Raw genomic sequence first — 17,296 nt, forward strand, 5'->3', positions numbered from 1 at the left:
GCCGCATGAATCAACCTCTTTCCCTTTGCTTGGTTGACGCCCTAGGATGCTGACCTTATAAGCGCTGGTTCGCCGAACCGTCGCAGGTCTGGAGCCGTACGGGTTCCGTCGCGCCCGCCAGGGCGAGGCACAGTCCCCGCGCGGCCGCCGGGCGGATCGTGGCTCCCTCACGGACGAACGTCTGGTGCGGGCCGCCGTGGCAGTCCCAGACGACCAGGCCGGTGCCGGGCGTGTACCTGCCCTCGGGGACGTCCAGGCAGCGGTCCTGGGTCAGCTCGGTGTGCAGGGTCGCCCGCTCCGGGTCGTACCACCAGCCCTGGTTGCGCCCGCCGTGGCAGTCCCAGCCGGTGACGCGGGTGCCGTTGGCGCTCTTGCCGGAGGCGACGTCGGCGCAGGTGCCGGTCGCCTGGTTCCGCAGCGGCCGGTAGACGTCGTCCCAGGCGTACGGGAACAGCTTCGGGGTGCCGGAGGAGCTGACGTCCGCGCAGCTCGCCTCCTTCAGCCCGGACGCGTACAGCTGGGTGAGGCAGGAGGCGAAGGCGGCGTGGCCGCGCTTGTTGGGGTGGAACGACTGCCGCACGGAGTTCTCGTCCGGCAGGCCGGGCTTGGAGAGGTCGATGTACAGGCCCCGCGCCCAGGCGTCCTCCATGCAGACCTCGTGGCCGTGGAAGAGCCGGGAGGCGTCGAGGTAGGTCGCGCCGGTGGCGGCCGCCGCCTTGCGCATGCCCCGCTCGAAGGCGGGGACCGCGCTGTCACGTCCCCAGGCGGTGTCGGAGTCGTACCCCATGCCGCCGCAGGCGATCTTGGTGGTGAAGTCCGGGTTGTCGCGGAAGTCGGGGCCGATGGGGCTCGGGTAGCCCATGACGACGAGCTTGTAGTCGCCGTCGGCGTACCCGGCGTCCCGCATCACGCTCCTCAGGTCGCGCACCGTCTGCTCGACCTTGGGGACGAGCCCGTCGACGCGGGCCTGCCAGCCGGGGGCGTACTTCGGTTCGCACGGGCCCTGGCTGAGCAGGTAGCGCTGGACGCAGTCGGTCATGACCGGGCCGAACTCGAGGTCGTCGTTGGCCCCGGCGACCAGCAGCACCATCTTGACGCGGGTGGTGCGCGCCTTGACGGCGAGATTGTCGCTCTGGACGAGTTCGTCGGCGTACTGCTTGCTGCCGCCGATGCGGATGTGGGCGGTGGTGGCGCCGGAGCAGGACACGTTGTACGTGAGGTCGGCGGGGATTCCCGTGCGGTGGATGGCGGCGTCCGGCGAACGGTGGCACCAGTTGTCGGGGCCGTTGGTGCCGGGTTCGTAGGTGCCAATCCCCTCGCCGGAGATCTCGCTGTCGCCCAGCGAGACGAGGCTGGTCCTGCGGTCCTCCAGGGGCCGTTCGGCGGGACTGCCGTAGAGCCGGGTGGCCTCCGCCGCCCGGATGGCTTCCAGGTCGGGGGGCAGCGGTACGGAGGAGACCGTCCGCGGGGAGCCGGCCGGGGCCGCGACGGCGGGGGCCGCGGTCAGGGCTCCGAGGACCATCGCCGACACGGCGGCGGCCGTCGTCAGCCCGCGGAGTCTGTGTCTGGTGCCCTTCACTGTGCCTCCTGAGTCGGGTACCCACGGGTTGTACTGGCCGGTAGGCACCGTGGGAACACCAGAAACAAGACAACTGTTCACCTTTTTCGGCGCGGAAGCCGGGAGGAGGGGGTCAGGCCCGTGTGCGCGGGGTGACGACGACGGTGACGTGGTCACCGGGCCGGGCCCACACCCGCGCGGTCGCCGCGCGGTCCGCGGGCAGCACGGGCGTGCCGGTCCGGGCGGACCCGGCCGTCTCGATCCGCCAGCCACCGGCCCGGGGCGGCACGGAGAGCTCGGTGACGCCGCCCCGGGCCCGGTACGACAGCCGGAAGGTCCCGGTGTCCGGCTCGTACGCCTCGGCGGTGATCTCGCCCGCGACCGCGGGGGCGTACGGGGCCGCGGTCTGCTCCTTGTTGGTACGGAAGCGGCCCGCCGCGTCGACGGCGCAGTACCCGGCGCCGTAGCACCAGACGTAGCCCGCCCAGCCGGAGCTGTAACGGTTCAGCGACGCCAGGGCGTCGCGGTAGAACCGGCCCATGTTCGGCAGCGCGTTGTTGAGCGGCCCCCACTCCCCCACCACGACCGGGACGCGGTACTGCCGCGGGTAGGAGGTCACGGCGGACTCGTACGCCTCGATCCAGCCGGCCGACGGGTCGTAGTCGGCGCCCGCCTCCATCGCCGTGTTGTAGAAGTGGGGCGCGTAGACGGCCTTGGGGTCGTCGATCCGGCCCAGTCCGGTGGGGACGCCCTCCCCCACGATGGGGGTCGGTTCGAAGAAGATCCAGGAGTCGTCGTCGACGGTGCGGACGGCGTCCGCGAGGCGGTTGTACATCGGGGTGAGGTGGTCGCGCTCGATGCGCCGGGCGGCGGTGGGCAGGTCCTCGCCCGGCGCGATCTCGCCCATGGGTTCGTTGATCAGGTCGTAGCCGAGGACGGCCGGGTGGTCCGCGAACCGCCCGGCGAGCACCCGCCACATGTCCTCCTGGGCGCGGCGCAGGTCCGGGTCCTCGTAGAGGTGGGTGAAGGCCCGCTGCACGGCCGGTTCGAAGTACTCGGCGAACCAGTCGCCGGGGTGCGGGGTGAACGGCAGCCCGTCCGTCCTGGTCGCCCACGCGGGGATGCCGCGGTGCCCGAACGCCGGTCCGAAGACGTCCTGGTGGGCGTCGATCAGGACCTGGACGCGGTGCCGGTGGGCCCAGCCGAGGATGCGCTCGATCCTGCGCAGGTACGCCTCGCTGTAGCGGCCTCTCTCGGGTTCGAGGTCGTCCCAGAAGACGAGCAGCCGCGCGAAGTTGAAGCCCTGGGCGCGCAGGTCGCGGAAGTGCCGCTCGCCGATCGCGGAGAGGGCGTCCTCGCCGCGGTGGGTCTTGTCCTCGACGTTCCACCCGCGCAGGGTGAGGACGCGGCCCCGGTCGTCCGTGAGGCGGGGTATGCCGGGAGGTGCGGGTGTGTCCGTGCGGGCACCGGCGTGCGCCTGGGCGGCTCCGGCGGACAGGACGGCGGTGCAGACGAGCGCGGCGAGCAGTCGGCGGAACATGGGGCCTCCGGCGCGGTCGGTCGACAGTGCCGCAGATACCACCAGGAGAACTGACGGGACATCAAGAGTGCCGACCCGAAACGGCGTTCACCGCTTCCGGACGCCGGGGCGGCCCGCGGCCCGGTCGCCGCGGCTCACGCGGGGGGCCGGGTCCGGATCCGCAGGCCCGGGCGGCGGCGGTGGACGGTCAGGTAGGCCAGGCCGTCCTCGCCCGCACCGAGGCCGCGCGCGCTGCCGTGCGGGAGCCAGACCAGGCTGCCGGGGGCCAGCGGCTGCGGGTCCGGCGCCCCGTCGAGGGTGCCGGACCCGCCGACGACGAGCAGGAGGACGTCGAGGTCGGGCTCGGTGTGGGTGTCGACGCGCCCTTTGGGCGGGATCCGGACGACGTTGGCGTCGAGCTGCCGTCCGGGCTCGGCGAGCCGCCACAGCGCACCCGCCCGCGCGGAACCGCCGGCCACGACCTCCCCGGCGTCGCACAGGACCCGCGGAACACCGTCGTCGGCCTGGCCGGACGGGCCGGTCGGGCCGGTGTGTGCGTCGTCGGTCATGGTGCTCCCCCCCATCCAGTGCCTGGTCCCGTACCTGTCCGCCGCCGCTCCCGGCCGGACGCCCGCCGGCTCCGGCTGGCGTCCGCCCCGCTGCGGCAGACGGTGGCTCGTGACGTGATCCACCGTGCGTGCCGGGCCCTCGGGCCGGAACCCGGCATGCCGATTATGGGGTCACCTCGTGCTCTCCGGCTCGGCGGGCCCGCCGAGCGCCCGCTGGGCCGCCTGGGCGAGGGCGCGGCGGTCGGGGTGACGGCCCGGCGCGATCGCCGGGCACACCTCCACCTCGGCCACCAGGCCGGGCGCCGAGACCACCCGCCACAGAGACGCGAGGAGGGTGTCCTCCCCGACGAACGCGGGCACCGTGCTCACCGCTCCCGCGCCGGTGCGGTACGCGATGCGCACCGGCTGCACGGCGGCCCCGGCGTCGAGGGCGGCCTGGAAGACGGCCCGCCGGAAGGGGCCGCGGGCCCGGCCGCACCAGGTGCTGCCCTCGGGGAAGACGGCGACCGCCTGCCCGCGGCGCAGGGCGTCCGCGACGCGGGCCACCGTGTCCGGCAGGGCCCGCAGCCGGTCCCGTTCGATGAACAGGGCGCCGCGCGCGGCCAGCGGCCCGGCCACCGGCCACCGCCGGATCTCCGCCTTGGCCAGCGTCCGGGCCGGGCGGACGGCGGCCAGCAGCGGGACGTCGAGCCAGGAGACGTGGTGGGCGACGAGGAGCAGTCCGCCCACGGGTGCGGCACCGCCGCGGACGCGGACCCGCACGCCCGCGGCCCGCACGGTCCACCGGCACCACCCCCGCACCAGCCGGGCGGGAACGCGCGCGCCGAGCGGCGACAGCGCGATCCCGGCGAGGAGCAGGGCGGTGACCGCCGTGAGCCGCAGGACGGCCCGGGGTACGGCCGCCGCGGCACCGGTCCGCTCCACGCACGCCCCCGGTGTGCAGGGCGCGCTCGGCAGCCAGGCGCTCATCAGGCCGGGACGAGGGAGAGGAAGTGCCGCAGGTAGCGCGGGTGGACCCGGCTCATCGGCAGCAGCACGTACAGGTCGGCGACGCCGAAGTCGGGGTCGTGGGCGGGTTCGCCGCAGACCCAGGCGCCGAGGCGGAGGTAGCCGCGCAGGAGGGGCGGCAGGCCGGCCGGTGCGGCGGGCGGGACGGCCTGCGGGGTCCAGGGCAGCAGGGGGCGTACGCGGTACTCGTCCGGCGCCAGGTGCGTGTCCCGTACCCGGTGCCAGGCGGCGGAGGCCAGGGCGCCGCCGTCGGCGAGCGGGAGGGAGCAGCAGCCGGCGAGCCACGCGTGGCCGCGGTCGGCCATGTAGCGGGCCGTCCCGGCCCAGATGAGCCCGATGACGGCGCCGTCGCGGTGGTCGGGGTGGACGCAGGACCGGCCCACCTCGACCAGTCCCGCCCGGACCGGGTCCAGGGCGGCGAGGTCGAACTCGCCCTCCGCGTACAGGCGTCCGGCGACCGCGGCGCGCTGTGGCGGCAGCAGCCGGTAGGTGCCGACGACCTGGCCGGTGGCCGTGTCGCGGACGAGCAGGTGGTCGCAGTACGCGTCGAACGGGTCGATGTCGTACCCCGGTTGCGGCGTGGACAGCAGGGCGCCCATCTCCCCGGCGAAGACGTCGTGCCGCAGGCGCTGCGCGGCGCGGACGTCCTCCTCGTCGCGGGCGAGGCCGACGGTGTAGCGGGGGGATGCCGCGGGCTGCGCGGGACGGTCGACGGCCAGTATGCCGGTCATGGCGGTCTCCAGGTCACGGATCGGGGACGGCGGCGGCACACCGTGCGGTCTGCCGCTCCTGTTCTTCCGACGCCGGTTGGCGTGTGCGTGACCCTGGCCGGGAGCGCGGGTGTGGGGTTGTTGAACGGCATGGAGCCCGAGGGGGCGAGCGGTCCGGGCGGTCCGGTGCACACGTGCCTGGCGGGACCGGGGATGAGCACCACTCCCGGTCCCGCCCGTCCGCACCCTGCCGGCGAACGCTCAGATCACCCCCGCGGCCGGTGCGCCTAGGGGGCTTCTGACGGATCTCCGTCAGAAGCCCCCTAGCGCTTGGCCGCCTTCCGGGTCGCCCGCAGCCACTCCCGGTTCATGTGCGTGATGGAGGTGAGCGGGATGCCCTTGGGGCAGGCGGTGGCGCACTCCCCGGCGAGGGTGCAGCCGCCGAAGCCCTCCTCGTCCATCTGCGCCACCATGTCCAGCACGCGGGTCTCGCGCTCGGGCGCGCCCTGCGGCAGGACGTTGAGGTGGTTGACCTTCGCGGAGGTGAACAGCATCGCCGCGCCGTTGGGGCAGGCGGCGACGCAGGCGCCGCAGCCGATGCACTCGGCGTGCTCGAAGGCGTAGTCGGCGTCCGGCTTGGGCACCGGCGTGGCGTGGGCCTCGGGCGCGGAGCCGGTGGGGGCGGTGATGTACCCGCCGGCCTGGATGATCCGGTCGAAGGCGGAGCGGTCGACGACCAGGTCCTTCACGACCGGGAAGGCGGCGGCCCGCCACGGCTCGATGTCGATGGTGTCGCCGTCCTCGAAGGACCGCATGTGCAGCTGGCAGGTGGTGGTGCGTTCGGGGCCGTGCGCGTCGCCGTTGATGACGAGCGAGCAGGCACCGCAGATGCCCTCGCGGCAGTCGTGGTCGAAGGCGACCGGGTCCTCGCCCTTGAGGATGAGCTCCTCGTTGAGGGTGTCGAGCATCTCCAGGAACGACATGTCGGGCGAGATGCCGTCCACCTCGTACGTGGACATGGCGCCTTCGGCGTCGGCGTTCTTCTGCCGCCAGACGCGCAGGGTGAGCTTCATGCGTAGCTCCGCTGGGTGGGGTGGACGTACTCGAAGACCAGGTCTTCCTTGTGCAGGACGGGGGCCTCGCCGGTGCCGGTGAACTCCCAGGCGGCGGCGTAGGAGAACTCCTCGTCCTTGCGGGCGGCCTCGCCGTCCGGGGTCTGGGACTCCTCGCGGAAGTGGCCGCCGCAGGACTCGGTGCGGTGCAGCGCGTCGAGGCACATGAGCTCGGCGAGCTCCAGGTAGTCGACGATGCGGTTGGCCTTCTCCAGCGACTGGTTGAGCTCCTCGCCGGTGCCGGGCACCTTGATGCGCCGCCAGAACTCCTCGCGGATCTGCGGGATGCGCTCCAGCGCCTTGCGCAGGCCGGAGTCGGTGCGGGCCATGCCGCAGAACTCCCACATCAGCTCGCCCAGTTCGCGGTGGAAGGAGTCGGGGGTGCGGTCTCCGTCGACGGACAGCAGCAGGTTGAGCCGGTCCTCGGTCTCGGCGAGCGCCTCCTGCACGACCGGGTGGTCGTCGGTGACCTCGTCCTTGTGCGGGTTGCGGGCCAGGTAGTCGTTGATGGTGGCCGGCAGGACGAAGTAGCCGTCGGCCAGGCCCTGCATCAGGGCGCTCGCCCCGAGCCGGTTGGCGCCGTGGTCGGAGAAGTTGGCCTCGCCGATCGCGAACAGGCCCGGCACGGTGGTCTGGAGGTCGTAGTCGACCCACAGGCCGCCCATCGTGTAGTGCACCGCGGGGTAGATCCGCATGGGCACCTCGTAGGGGTTCTCCGCGGTGATCCGCTCGTACATGTCGAAGAGGTTGCCGTACTTCTCCTCGACCTTCTTGCGGCCCATCCGCCTGATGGCGTCCGCGAAGTCGAGGTAGACGCCCTGTCCGCCGGGGCCGACGCCGCGGCCCTCGTCGCAGACGTTCTTCGCGGCGCGGGAGGCGATGTCGCGGGGCACGAGGTTGCCGAAGGAGGGGTAGATGCGCTCCAGGTAGTAGTCGCGCTCCTCCTCGGGGATCTCGTTCGGCGGGCGGGTGTCGCCCTTGGCCTTGGGCACCCAGATCCGGCCGTCGTTGCGCAGCGACTCGCTCATCAGCGTCAGCTTGGACTGGTGGTCGCCGGTGCGCGGGATGCAGGTGGGGTGGATCTGCGTGAAGCAGGGGTTGGCGAAGTACGCGCCGCGCCGGTGCGCCCGCCAGATCGCGGTCGCGTTGGAGTTCATGGCGTTCGTCGACAGGTAGAAGACGTTGCCGTAGCCGCCGGAGGCGAGGACGACGGCGTCCGCGAAGTAGGTGGAGATCTTCCCGGTGATCAGGTCCCGGGCGACGATGCCGCGCGCCCGTCCGTCGACGACGATCAGGTCGAGCATCTCGGTGCGCGGGTGCATCTCGATGTTCCCGGCCGCGATCTGCCGGGACAGCGCCTGGTAGGCGCCCAGCAGCAGCTGCTGGCCCGTCTGGCCGCGGGCGTAGAAGGTGCGGGACACCTGCACACCGCCGAAGGAGCGGGTGTCGAGCAGACCGCCGTACTCACGCGCGAACGGCACGCCCTGCGCGACGCACTGGTCGATGATCTCGACGGAGATCTGCGCGAGCCGGTGGACGTTGGACTCGCGGGCGCGGAAGTCGCCGCCCTTGACGGTGTCGTAGAACAGGCGGTGGATCGAGTCGCCGTCGTTGCGGTAGTTCTTCGCCGCGTTGATGCCGCCCTGCGCGGCGATGGAGTGGGCGCGGCGCGGGGAGTCCTGGTAGCAGAACTGGATGACCTGGTAGCCCTGTTCGGCGAGGGTCGCGCCGGCCGAGCCGCCCGCGAGGCCGGTGCCCACCACGATCACGGTGTGCTTGCGCCGGTTGGCGGGGTTGACCAGCTTGGCCTCGAAGCGGCGCTTGTCCCAGCGTTCGTGGATCGGCCCGGCGGGGGCCTTGGTGTCGGCGACCGGCGCACCGGTCGTGTAGTCGGCGTAGGAAGTCATCTTCAGCTCACCACTCCGGTCATGACGCCCACGGGTACGGCGACGAAGCCGATCGTGAGCAGCAGCGCGAGGACGTCGGCAACGGTCTTCAGGGCGCGGTCGCGGGTGCGGCTGCCGGCGCCGAGGGTCTGGGCGGCGCTCCAGAAGCCGTGCCGGATGTGCAGGCCGAGAGCGAGCATCGCGACGATGTAGACGACGTTGCCGTACCAGGTGGAGAAGGTGTCCACGACGTTCTGGTAGGGCTTGCCCGTCTCGAAGCCGCCCGTGTGCACGGTGCCGGTGGTCAGGTCCAGGATGTGCCAGACGATGAACAGGCCGAGGATGACGCCGCCCCAGCGCATGGTGCGCGTGGCGTAACTGGCCCGCGGCTTCTTGTGCACGTACTTGCCGGGCCGCGCCTTGAGGTCGCGCCGGCTGAGCTGGTACGCGCAGACGGCGTGCGCGACGACGGCCACGACCAGGACGACGCGGATGAGCCACAGCGTCCACTCGTCGTGCATGAAGGGCTCGCCGACGGTGCGCAGCCAGTGGGCGTAGTGGTTGAACTCGCCCGCCCCGAAGAAGATCTTCAGGTTCCCGATCATGTGGGCGACCAGGTACAGCAGCATGACGAGACCGCTGACCGCCATCACTGTCTTCTTGCCGACGGTGGAGTCCCACACGGTGCGCGCCAGGGAGGGCCGTCGGTCCGTCCGCGTTGCCAGAGCCATGGCACAAGACGCTAGGGGGCGCGGGTCCCATCGGTCCAAGACATGGTGCGGCTTGTTTCGATAGGAGATGCCTATGATGGCGGGGTGCAGTTCCAGCAGCTCCAGTACTTCGTGGCGGTCGCCGAGACCCGGCACTTCACCCGGGCCGCCGACCTGGTCCACGTCGCCCAGCCGTCGCTGTCCCAGCAGATCAAGGCGCTGGAGCGGGAGCTGGGCGCGGACCTGTTCCTGCGCGCCCGCGGCAACATCACGCTGACCGACGCCGGGGAGGCGCTGCTGCCGCTGGCCCGGCGCATCCTGGCCGACGCGGACACGGCCCGGCACGAGGTGCAGGAACTGGTGCAGCTGCGCAGCGGCCGGGTACGGCTGGGCGCGACGCCGAGCCTGTGCACGGGCCTGCTGCCGGACGTGCTGCGCGCCTTCCACGACCGGTACCCCGGCATCCGGCTGCTGATCGAGGAGAGCGGCTCGCACGATCTGGTACGGGAGCTGGCGCGCGGCGCTCTCGACCTCGCGCTGGTCGTCCTGCCGCTGCCCACCCCGTCGCCGGCGCTGACGACGGTGGAGCTGCTGCGGGAGGACCTGGTGGTGGTGTCCTCCCCGGAGGCGCCCCGGCCCGGCGGCGGACGGCGCACCGTGCGCGTCGCCGACCTGGAGGGCGAGCGTCTGGTGATGTTCCGGCACGGCTACGACCTGCGGGAGCTGACCGTGGCGGCGTGCCGCGCGGAGGGGTTCGAGCCGGACTTCGCGGTCGAGGGCGGCGAGATGGACGCGGTGCTGGGCTTCGTCCGGGCGGGGCTGGGCGTCGCCGTCGTGCCGCGGATGGTGGCCGCGCGGTCCGGGCGCGGACTGCGGGTGACGCCGCTGGCCCGGCCCGGACTGCACCGGACGATCGCGCTGGCCCACCGCAGCGACGTGGCTCCGCCGCGGGCGGCGCGGGAGCTGCAGCGGATGCTCCTGGAGCGGTGATCAACCGATCCCTATGATCGAACGATGTCCAGATTCACATTCCTGGGCCGGACCCGGTCCGGCCGGGTGACAGCCGCCGCCGCGACGGCGCTGGGCGCCGTGGCGCTCCTGGTGGCGGTGCCCCGACCAGCGGCAGCCGCGACCCCGTTGACGCCGATGGACGCGTCCGTGATGAAGCTGACCGCCGACGACTTCCAGAGCCGGTGGGACGCGATAGCCGACATCGAGGCCGGCGGCAAGGTCACCAGTTACTACGAGCCGGACGAGGACGCCCTCGGCCCGCTCCTCGACGGGCACGGCCATACCGGCAGCAAGGGCCTTTGCCACCCGACGAACCTCGACACGGCCTACTCCATCGACGGTTTCTGCTGGAACAAGGACGACGACACCTCCTCCGAGTGGACACCGCAGGGCATCACCGGCTCCCACGACGCCTCGCCTGCGGGAACCTGGCTCGGCAAGTACGTCTACATCGCCTCCTGGCACTTCACCGGCAACGCGTTCGCCCGCATCACCGTGGTCGACAACAGCCCGGGCCATCCGCCCATCTACAACCACGTCCTCCTCGTCGACCCCTACGGCAGCGGTTCCTCGGCCAACTTCCGCGCGGTGGGCGACCCCGCCACCACCCACTCGCCCGCGCCCGGGGCGCACGCGGACGGCATCGCCTGGTACGGCAACAAGCTCTTCCTGGCGACCGGCCACCAGATACAGGTGTACGACCTGCGGCACCTGTGGAAGATGAGCGACAACTCCTCCGAGTCGGTCGGCATCCGGGGCGGTGTCTCCTCGGCGCGGTACCACAACTACGCCCTGCCGATGATCGGCCTCTACCACAACGGCGCCCCGGGCTCCGCCTGCACGGACAGCGCACCGTGCCTGACGTCGCTGAGCCTGGACCGCAGCGGCGAGGACGCGCTGATCACCTCGGAGTTCAACGCACGCGGCGGCCGGCCCGTGGTCCGCTGGCCCCTGTCCGACAACGGCCTGCTGGAGACGGACACGGCGTCCAACAGCACGGGAACCGTGCAGGCGCAGGAGGCCTTCCGCGTGCCCGTCTGGCGCGTCCAGGGGGCGGCGTTCGACGGGCAGCACTACTACTTCAGCGGTGAGTGCCCCGAGTACGCGGGGGGCACCGACCCGGACGTCCCGTACTGCATCCACTGGGCCCTGCCGAACGGCGAACCCCACGTGCTCACGTACGCACCGCCGCTGACGCAGAACCTGTCGTGGTCGCCGTCCGCGAAGCGGCTGTGGGGCATCAACGAGCGGCCGGACGACAGCACCGGCAAGCGGGTCGTGTTCTCGCTCGACCCGCCGAGCTGACCGGCCGGACGGCCTGCCGTGCCGGGGCGGTGCGTCACCCCGGCACGGCGGGCAGGCCGCCGGTTCAGCCCGTGGCGTCCACCAGCGCCAGCTCGTGCAGCCGCTCCGGCGGGCCCGGGCGGGCGTAGTACCAGCCCTGGGCCGTGTCGCAGCCCAGTATCCGCAGCTGCTCGGCCTGGGCGCCGGTCTCCACTCCCTCCACGGTGACCGCGAGGTCCAGGCTGTGCGCCAGCGAGACGATCCCCTCGACGATCTTCAGGTCGACGGGGTCGGCGGGGAACTGCTGCATGCCCCGGGTGAAGGAACGGTCCAGCTTGAGGATGCTCACCGGCAGGCGGCGCAGGTTGGCGAGGTTGGAGTAGCCGGTGCCGAAGTCGTCCAGGGCGATGTCGACGCCCATCTCCGCCAGCCGGCGCAGCGGCTTGAGCAGGTCGTCGTCCGCGCCGATCAGCGCCGACTCCGTCACCTCCAGGCACAGCGCGTCGGGCTCGACGCCCGTCCGTTCCAGGATCTCGACGGTGTCGCGGACCAGGCCGGGGTCGGTCAGCTGGCACGGCGAGAGGTTGACGTTGATGCGCGGCGGGACGGACGCGGGGTCGCCGCCGCACATCTCGCGCCACTCGCGGGCCTGCCGCACCGACTGCTCCAGCACCCAGCGGCCCAGCGGCACGATCAGTCCCGTGCGCTCGGCGAGCGGGATGAACCGGTCGGGGCCGAGCACGCCGTGCTGCGGGTGCAGCCAGCGCACCAGGGCCTCGGCGCCGCGCACACTGCCGTCGCCGAGGTGCACCAGCGGCTGGTACTCGATGAAGAACTCGCCCCTCTCCAGCGCCGTCGGCAGGGCGGTGGTCAGCCCGTGCCGGGTGATGGCGCGGGCGTCGGCCTCCGGGTCGGCCAGCTCGAACCGGTTGCCGCCCGCCGACTTCGCCCGGTACATGGTGATGTCGGCGCTGCGCAGCACCTCCGCCGGGCTGCGTTCCCCCGCCGGGCCCTCGACGATGCCGATGCTGCCGCGCACGGTCAGCTCCCGCCCGTCGACGCTGACCGGGGCGAGCAGCGCGTTCATGATGCGCGTGGCGAGTTCGTCGACCGCCTGCCGGGTGTCGGGGCCGGTGGTCAGCGCCACGAACTCGTCGCCGCCGAGCCGGGCGACCATCTCGCCGGGCGCGGTGGCGCACGCCTGGAGCCGGTCGGCGACCTCCACCAGCAGCCGGTCGCCGGCCGCGTGGCCGAGGCTGTCGTTGACGGTCTTGAAGCCGTCCAGGTCGAGGTAGCACAGGCCGAAGCGCTGGCCCGGCCCGGCGTTGAGAGCCTTCTCCAGGCGTTCGAAGAAGAAGCTGCGGTTGGGCAGGCCGGTGAGCGCGTCGTGCGTGGCCTCGTAGCGCAGCCGCAGGTTGAGCAGCCGCCGCTCGGTGGTGTCCTCCATGAGGGCGAGCTGGTACTGGGGGTTGCCGTCGGCGTCACGCAGCAGGGAGACCGTCAGGTTGGTCCACAGGACCGTTCCGTCAGGCCGCTGGAAGGCCTTCTCGACGTGGTAGTGCTCCCGTTCGCCTCGCACCAGCTCCTCGTAGAGCCGCCAGGTCTGGGGCGCGTCGTCGGGATGGGTCCACTCGGTGGCGTTGCGGCCGCGCAGCGCCTGCTCGGTCAGGCCGAACATGCGGGTCAGAGCGCGGTTGACCTGGAGGACATTGCCGTTCAGGTCGGCGATGCCGATCCCTATCGCGGCACCTTCGAAGACGGCCCGGAAGCGGGCCTCGCTGGCGTGCAGCGCCTGCGCCACCACGCCCTGCGCCCGCAGCGCGGCCTGGGCGATGGCCTCCTGCTCGGCCAGCGTCCGGTCGCGCAGCGCCTGCGCGTACCCGGCGGCCATGGCGTGCTGGAGCCGCGCCGAGCGGGCCCGCAGGTCCTCCCGGTCGCCGTCGCCGCCGCAGTAGAGCACCAGGTAGGCGTCGACGCAGTCCAGCGTCCGGCTGAGCGCCTCCGGGTCGGTGCAGTGCGCGCCGACGAGCGCGGCGCCGACCGCCCGGCCCTGGTCGGCGTCGAAGCTCCGCGCCCGCAGGGCCTCGCTCAACCGCCGGGCCAGCGGCAGCAGCTGCGCCTCGAACTCGGGACGGGTCGCCGACGTCGTGGTCACCGGGAAGACCGCCCGGCTCCAGATCGTCGCGAACCGGCGCAGTCTGTCCTCCGGCCCGTCCGGCTCCGCGCTCACGCCGTACGCCCCACGCCCGCGAACCCGGAGAACGCGTACGGGTCCTCGTCCTCGGGCGCCGTCTCGGGCCGCCAGTGCGGCATCGGCACCAGTCCGGGTTCCACCATGTCGTACCCCTCGAAGAACCGCGCGATCGCCTCGCGCGAGCGCATGATCAGCGGGTTGCGAATGTCCTTGTATACGTCCACCGCGCCTGCCGCCCGCTCGGGCGGGAGCGGAATTCCCTCGTACGAGGCATGGGTGAGGACGAGCAGGCTGCCGGGCGCGAGCGCGTCGCGCAGCTCGGCCACCGCCCGGTACGGGTCGTCCGCGTCGTCCACGAAGTGCAGTATGGCAACGAGGAGCAGCGCCACCGGACGGTTCAGGTCGATCAGCCGCTCCACCTGGGGGCTGGTGAGGATGTCCCGGGGCTTGAGCAGGTCCGCGGCGACGACGTCCACGTCCGTGTCGTCCCCGTTCTCCTCCAGGACCGCCTGGCTGTGCGCGACCGCCACCGGGTCGTGGTCGACGTACACCACGCGCGCACCGGGGTGGGCGGCCCGCGCCACCTCGTGGACGTTGCCGAAGGTGGGGATGCCGGAGCCGATGTCCAGGAACTGGGTGATGCCCTCGTCCACGGCGAAGCGCACCGCGCGGCGCAGGAAGGCGCGGTTGGCCTGCATGATCTTGGGCAGTCCCGGCAGGTGCTCCATCGCCTTGCGGGCCGCGTCCCGGTCGACCTCGAAGTTGTGCGAACCGCCCAGGTAGAAGTCGTAGATCCGGGACACACTGGGCACCGTGATGTCGATGCTCCGTGGGGCCCAGGCGGGACGCTCCATCGATCTCTCCATGGCATAGGCGATCCGGTGTTCGAGCAGAGGCTACTGATCGTCCGCCGAAGGAGCGAGCGAAACGGAAATTGACCATCCGTTCCCGGTCACTGCCTGCGGCACGTGCCCCCGCGCACCGGCGGGGAGAGGCGCCGGACCCGTCCCCTCCGCCGTGGCGCGGAGGGGACGGCCCGTCGGCCACGCGAGGGCTCCCTGGCCTCTCTTCGCCCCCCTGTTTCCCCCTTCTTCGCCCTTTTCTTCGACGCGCCGGCGGGCTTTCCGTCCGGGGCGACGGGGACGACGGCCGGTCTGCGACGGCCGGTTGCCGGATGCCGCCGTCCTGGCCGTGCGCCGCCGTCGGCGCCGGTACCACCGCGGCGCTCTGCCGCGCCCTCGCGCGGAACCGGGTACGCACCGGGCCGTGTTCCTCGGGCGCGGGGACGTCCTCCCGGACGCGGTACGGCGCGGCGGGGGCGGACGAGCGCGGCGGGGCCGTGTCGTACACGCGTCCGCCTCCGGGCGCCGGGTGTCCCTCCTTCGGGGCAATCGGCCGGCACCGGGACGTGGCGCGGCACGTCGGCCCTCATGATCTGTCGTCGTGCATGCACCCGAAGCGAGTCATCCCGCCTTCGCCGGACGGCTGTTGGCCCTGGCGGCGCTCACGATCGCGCTCGCCGGGGCACCGGCCGGCGCGGCGCGGGCCGACGCCTGCGCGTATGTCTCGAACGCCCCGGGCGGCATCGGGGCGGTGACGGTCACCGGGAACCACTCGTGGCCCACGTTCCCACCGTGCCCCGTACCGACTCCGGCCCCCACCCCGCCTCCTACGCCGACGCCCACGCCCACACCCCCGCCTCCACCGCCTCCGCCGCCCCCGCCACCGGAAACGGCGCCACCCCCGCCGCCCCCACCACCGAGAGCAACACCGAAACCTGAACCTCCGCCACCGCCGCCTCGGCGGCTCCCGGGGCCCGAGCCCGCTCGCCCCACCCCCGCTCCGACCCCCACTCCGACTCCCACCCCCACACCCACACCGTCGGCGACCCCCACACCCCGCCCGTCCCTGACGCCGGTGCACTACCCGCGCCACCGCGCCCAGGCCCCGAAGCGGCCCACCCGTGGCTCCCCGTCACCGCTCTACTTCGTCCTGCTCATCACGGCACCCGCGGTGATCGCCGTCGCCGCGCTGCGTCCGCGCTGACACGCCGACGCGCCGACCTCTGGAGGAACCTCTTGGCGGAATGGCTTGTTCTCACCCTCGCGATGGCGGCCGCCTGTGCCGTGGTGGTCGTCATCACCCTCGTACGGCACCGCACCGCGTCCGACGACGAGGACCCCACCGAAACCCCGGACGTCATCGAGTACATGACGATGTGGATCGGTGTGGTGTACGCCATCGTCCTGGGACTGGCCATCGCCGGTGTCTGGGAGGCGCGCAGCGCCGCCCAGGACCACGTCCAGGCGGAGGCCGTGGCGCTGCACGAGATCTCCGAGCGGGTCCGGGTCTATCCGCCCGAGGTCCGCGACCGCATCCGGGACGATGTCAACGCCTATGTCGGACACGTCGTCACCACCGAGTGGAAGGTCATGTCCGACGAGGGCCGGATCACCGAGCGCGGCACCGCGCTCCTGGACCGCGTCCGCGCGGACGTCACCGACTACGAGCCGCGCACCGACTTCGAGGCCCAGGCCTACCAGCCGCTCCTGGACCAGGTGGCCGCGGCGGACCAGGCGCGCACCGCCCGTGCCGGGTCGACCGGGGCGACCATGCCGGGCGTGGTGTGGTTCGGGCTGGTCATCGGCGCCGTCGTCACGGTGGGCATGGTCTTCGCCCTGCAGATCCGGCGTACGGCGCGCGAACTGGCCCTCGCCGGGCTGTTCTCCGCCCTGATCGCCTTCCTGCTCTTCCTGATCTGGGACTTCGACGCGCCGTACAGCCGCGGCATCGCCGCGTCGACGGAACCGTTCCTGACCCTCTTCCCGCATCTGGAAGGCTGAGGCGTGAGGCCGGGTGCGGCGGTCGCGGGACACCCCGTCCCGCGGCCGTCGCCCGGCCGCCGCACCCGCCTCCCCTGAGCAGCCCACACACGTGACCCGTTCGCGCGACTGCGATCGCGTCGTCGCGCGCGCCTTCCTAGCGTTTCGGTCATCGAGGTGCATTCCAGGCGCGAGCGGAACAGGTCCGCAGCTGCTCCTCGGGACCGGAGGATCCACACCATGCGCGCGATACGTGTCGCTTCGGCCGCACTGCTGGGCGTCACCGCCCTCACCTCCTGCGTACCGGCCGCCAGCGCGGGCAACATCACGCCGTTCGGGTTCAGCGTCGAACCCCCGACCGTCGCGGCGGGCGGCCAGGTCACCTTGCGGGTGGACCGCGCGGGTGGTGGCTGCAAGGGCCCCGCGACGGTCTCGGCGCCGGTGTTCGACACCGTCACCATCCCGCCCGACCGGTCCTCGGCCCGGGCGGTGGTCGACTGGGACGCCAAACCCGGCGCCGTGTACCAGGTGTCGTTCGCCTGTGACGGGATGAGCGGGACGACGAGTCTGACCATCGCGGGCCATCCCGGCCCCAGCCCCAGCCCCAGCCCCAGCACCAGCACCACTCCGAGCCCGAGCGCGAGCCCCAGTCTCCTGCCGCCTCCGCCGAAGAAGGGCGTGCACGCCGGGGAGGGCGGCAGCCTCGCCGGTTTCGATCCGAAGGAGATCGGTCTGGGCGCCGCGCTCATCATGGGCTCGATCGGCGCGGCGTACCACTTCTCGCGCCGCCGCGGCGGAGAGGAGGGCGCCTGACGCCGCACGCCGACAGGGCTTCGCCCCGGATCCTCCCTGGTCGGGATCCGCCGGCCGCGCATCCTCTTCTTCGACGAGGCGACCAGCGCCCTGGACAACG

General features: G+C 72.7%; 17 protein-coding genes. 6 read left to right on the top strand and 11 right to left on the bottom strand.

The features are described 5' to 3' along the window. Window positions 1–55: 55 nt before the first annotated feature. The 8 genes from ABZ340_RS34870 to ABZ340_RS34905 all read right to left on the bottom strand — a co-directional run bounded on the left by ABZ340_RS34870 (window position 56) and on the right by ABZ340_RS34905 (window position 9,057). Window positions 56–1,579 (bottom strand): ricin-type beta-trefoil lectin domain protein, encoded by a 1,524-nt coding sequence (locus ABZ340_RS34870; protein ID WP_358785904.1) that lies wholly within the window; start codon window positions 1,577–1,579, stop codon window positions 56–58. Window positions 1,580–1,691: 112 nt separating this feature from the next. Beyond that, window positions 1,692–3,098 (bottom strand): cellulase family glycosylhydrolase, encoded by a 1,407-nt coding sequence (locus tag ABZ340_RS34875; protein ID WP_358785905.1) that lies wholly within the window; start codon window positions 3,096–3,098, stop codon window positions 1,692–1,694. Window positions 3,099–3,232: 134 nt separating this feature from the next. Then, window positions 3,233–3,646, bottom strand: coding sequence for a hypothetical protein (locus ABZ340_RS34880; protein ID WP_358785906.1), 414 nt, complete (start codon window positions 3,644–3,646; stop codon window positions 3,233–3,235). Between the two features lie 171 nt (window positions 3,647–3,817). Next, window positions 3,818–4,615 (bottom strand): lysophospholipid acyltransferase family protein, encoded by a 798-nt coding sequence (locus ABZ340_RS34885; RefSeq protein WP_358785907.1) that lies wholly within the window; start codon window positions 4,613–4,615, stop codon window positions 3,818–3,820. Further along, the gene (locus tag ABZ340_RS34890; RefSeq protein WP_358785908.1) at window positions 4,615–5,385 is read right to left on the bottom strand and encodes a GNAT family N-acyltransferase; all 771 of its coding nucleotides are present in this window, start codon (window positions 5,383–5,385) and stop codon (window positions 4,615–4,617) included. The genes ABZ340_RS34885 and ABZ340_RS34890 overlap by 1 nt, the downstream gene beginning before the upstream one ends. 302 nt (window positions 5,386–5,687) lie before the next feature. Then, the gene (locus ABZ340_RS34895) at window positions 5,688–6,437 is read right to left on the bottom strand and encodes a succinate dehydrogenase/fumarate reductase iron-sulfur subunit (protein WP_358785909.1); all 750 of its coding nucleotides are present in this window, start codon (window positions 6,435–6,437) and stop codon (window positions 5,688–5,690) included. After that, complete coding sequence (locus ABZ340_RS34900; protein ID WP_358785910.1) at window positions 6,434–8,383, bottom strand: fumarate reductase/succinate dehydrogenase flavoprotein subunit; 1,950 nt, start codon at window positions 8,381–8,383, stop codon at window positions 6,434–6,436. Before ABZ340_RS34900 ends, ABZ340_RS34895 begins: the two co-directional genes overlap by 4 nt. A gap of 2 nt (window positions 8,384–8,385) precedes the next feature. Continuing rightward, window positions 8,386–9,057 carry a succinate dehydrogenase gene (locus tag ABZ340_RS34905; protein WP_358785920.1) on the bottom strand — a complete coding sequence of 224 codons (672 nt, stop codon included), beginning with the start codon at window positions 9,055–9,057 and terminating at the stop codon, window positions 8,386–8,388. 120 nt (window positions 9,058–9,177) lie between these two features. Between ABZ340_RS34905 and ABZ340_RS34910 the strand changes: the two genes are divergently transcribed. Together ABZ340_RS34910 and ABZ340_RS34915 are read left to right on the top strand one after the other, a co-directional pair. Then, the gene (locus ABZ340_RS34910) at window positions 9,178–10,062 is read left to right on the top strand and encodes a LysR substrate-binding domain-containing protein (protein ID WP_358785911.1); all 885 of its coding nucleotides are present in this window, start codon (window positions 9,178–9,180) and stop codon (window positions 10,060–10,062) included. 24 nt (window positions 10,063–10,086) lie between these two features. Beyond that, the gene (locus ABZ340_RS34915; protein ID WP_358785912.1) at window positions 10,087–11,388 is read left to right on the top strand and encodes a hypothetical protein; all 1,302 of its coding nucleotides are present in this window, start codon (window positions 10,087–10,089) and stop codon (window positions 11,386–11,388) included. Between the two features lie 64 nt (window positions 11,389–11,452). Here the strand turns inward: ABZ340_RS34915 and ABZ340_RS34920 are convergent, their stop codons facing one another. From ABZ340_RS34920 to ABZ340_RS34930, 3 genes are all read right to left on the bottom strand, one after another. Next, window positions 11,453–13,597 carry an EAL domain-containing protein gene (locus tag ABZ340_RS34920; protein ID WP_358785913.1) on the bottom strand — a complete coding sequence of 715 codons (2,145 nt, stop codon included), beginning with the start codon at window positions 13,595–13,597 and terminating at the stop codon, window positions 11,453–11,455. Further along, window positions 13,594–14,415 carry an SAM-dependent methyltransferase gene (locus ABZ340_RS34925; RefSeq protein WP_358785914.1) on the bottom strand — a complete coding sequence of 274 codons (822 nt, stop codon included), beginning with the start codon at window positions 14,413–14,415 and terminating at the stop codon, window positions 13,594–13,596. The genes ABZ340_RS34920 and ABZ340_RS34925 overlap by 4 nt, the downstream gene beginning before the upstream one ends. 609 nt (window positions 14,416–15,024) lie before the next feature. Further along, a complete protein-coding gene (locus ABZ340_RS34930) occupies window positions 15,025–15,186 on the bottom strand; it encodes a hypothetical protein (RefSeq protein ID WP_358785915.1) in 162 nt (53 codons plus the stop codon). A 9-nt stretch (window positions 15,187–15,195) separates the two neighbouring features. On the opposite strand from ABZ340_RS34930, the gene ABZ340_RS34935 reads away from it, so the two are divergent. From ABZ340_RS34935 to ABZ340_RS34950, 4 genes are all read left to right on the top strand, one after another. Next, entirely contained in the window at window positions 15,196–15,342 is a 147-nt protein-coding gene (locus ABZ340_RS34935; RefSeq protein ID WP_358785916.1) for a hypothetical protein, read from the top strand. Between the two features lie 136 nt (window positions 15,343–15,478). Further along, window positions 15,479–15,607 carry a hypothetical protein gene (locus ABZ340_RS34940; RefSeq protein ID WP_358785917.1) on the top strand — a complete coding sequence of 43 codons (129 nt, stop codon included), beginning with the start codon at window positions 15,479–15,481 and terminating at the stop codon, window positions 15,605–15,607. Window positions 15,608–15,639: 32 nt separating this feature from the next. Next, window positions 15,640–16,404, top strand: coding sequence for a hypothetical protein (locus tag ABZ340_RS34945; protein ID WP_358785918.1), 765 nt, complete (start codon window positions 15,640–15,642; stop codon window positions 16,402–16,404). A 219-nt stretch (window positions 16,405–16,623) separates the two neighbouring features. Then, a complete protein-coding gene (locus tag ABZ340_RS34950) occupies window positions 16,624–17,196 on the top strand; it encodes a hypothetical protein (protein WP_358785919.1) in 573 nt (190 codons plus the stop codon). Window positions 17,197–17,296 lie beyond the last annotated feature (100 nt).

Origin of the sequence: Streptomyces sp. NPDC006134 (assembly GCF_040628835.1) — a bacterium.
Taxonomy (GTDB): Bacteria; Actinomycetota; Actinomycetes; order Streptomycetales; family Streptomycetaceae; genus Streptomyces.

What these genes read in the sequence shown, in the direction of transcription:
- ABZ340_RS34875 (WP_358785905.1), bottom strand. Translation starts at nt 3,098, where the DNA reads ATGTTCCGCCGACTGCTCGCCGCGCTCGTCTGCACCGCCGTCCTGTCC.
- ABZ340_RS34880 (WP_358785906.1), bottom strand. Translation starts at nt 3,646, where the DNA reads ATGACCGACGACGCACACACCGGCCCGACCGGCCCGTCCGGCCAGGCC.
- ABZ340_RS34885 (WP_358785907.1), bottom strand. Translation starts at nt 4,615, where the DNA reads ATGAGCGCCTGGCTGCCGAGCGCGCCCTGCACACCGGGGGCGTGCGTG.
- ABZ340_RS34890 (WP_358785908.1), bottom strand. Translation starts at nt 5,385, where the DNA reads ATGACCGGCATACTGGCCGTCGACCGTCCCGCGCAGCCCGCGGCATCC.
- ABZ340_RS34895 (WP_358785909.1), bottom strand. Translation starts at nt 6,437, where the DNA reads ATGAAGCTCACCCTGCGCGTCTGGCGGCAGAAGAACGCCGACGCCGAA.
- ABZ340_RS34900 (WP_358785910.1), bottom strand. Translation starts at nt 8,383, where the DNA reads ATGACTTCCTACGCCGACTACACGACCGGTGCGCCGGTCGCCGACACC.
- ABZ340_RS34915 (WP_358785912.1), top strand. Translation starts at nt 10,087, where the DNA reads ATGTCCAGATTCACATTCCTGGGCCGGACCCGGTCCGGCCGGGTGACA.
- ABZ340_RS34925 (WP_358785914.1), bottom strand. Translation starts at nt 14,415, where the DNA reads ATGGAGCGTCCCGCCTGGGCCCCACGGAGCATCGACATCACGGTGCCC.
- ABZ340_RS34950 (WP_358785919.1), top strand. Translation starts at nt 16,624, where the DNA reads ATGCGCGCGATACGTGTCGCTTCGGCCGCACTGCTGGGCGTCACCGCC.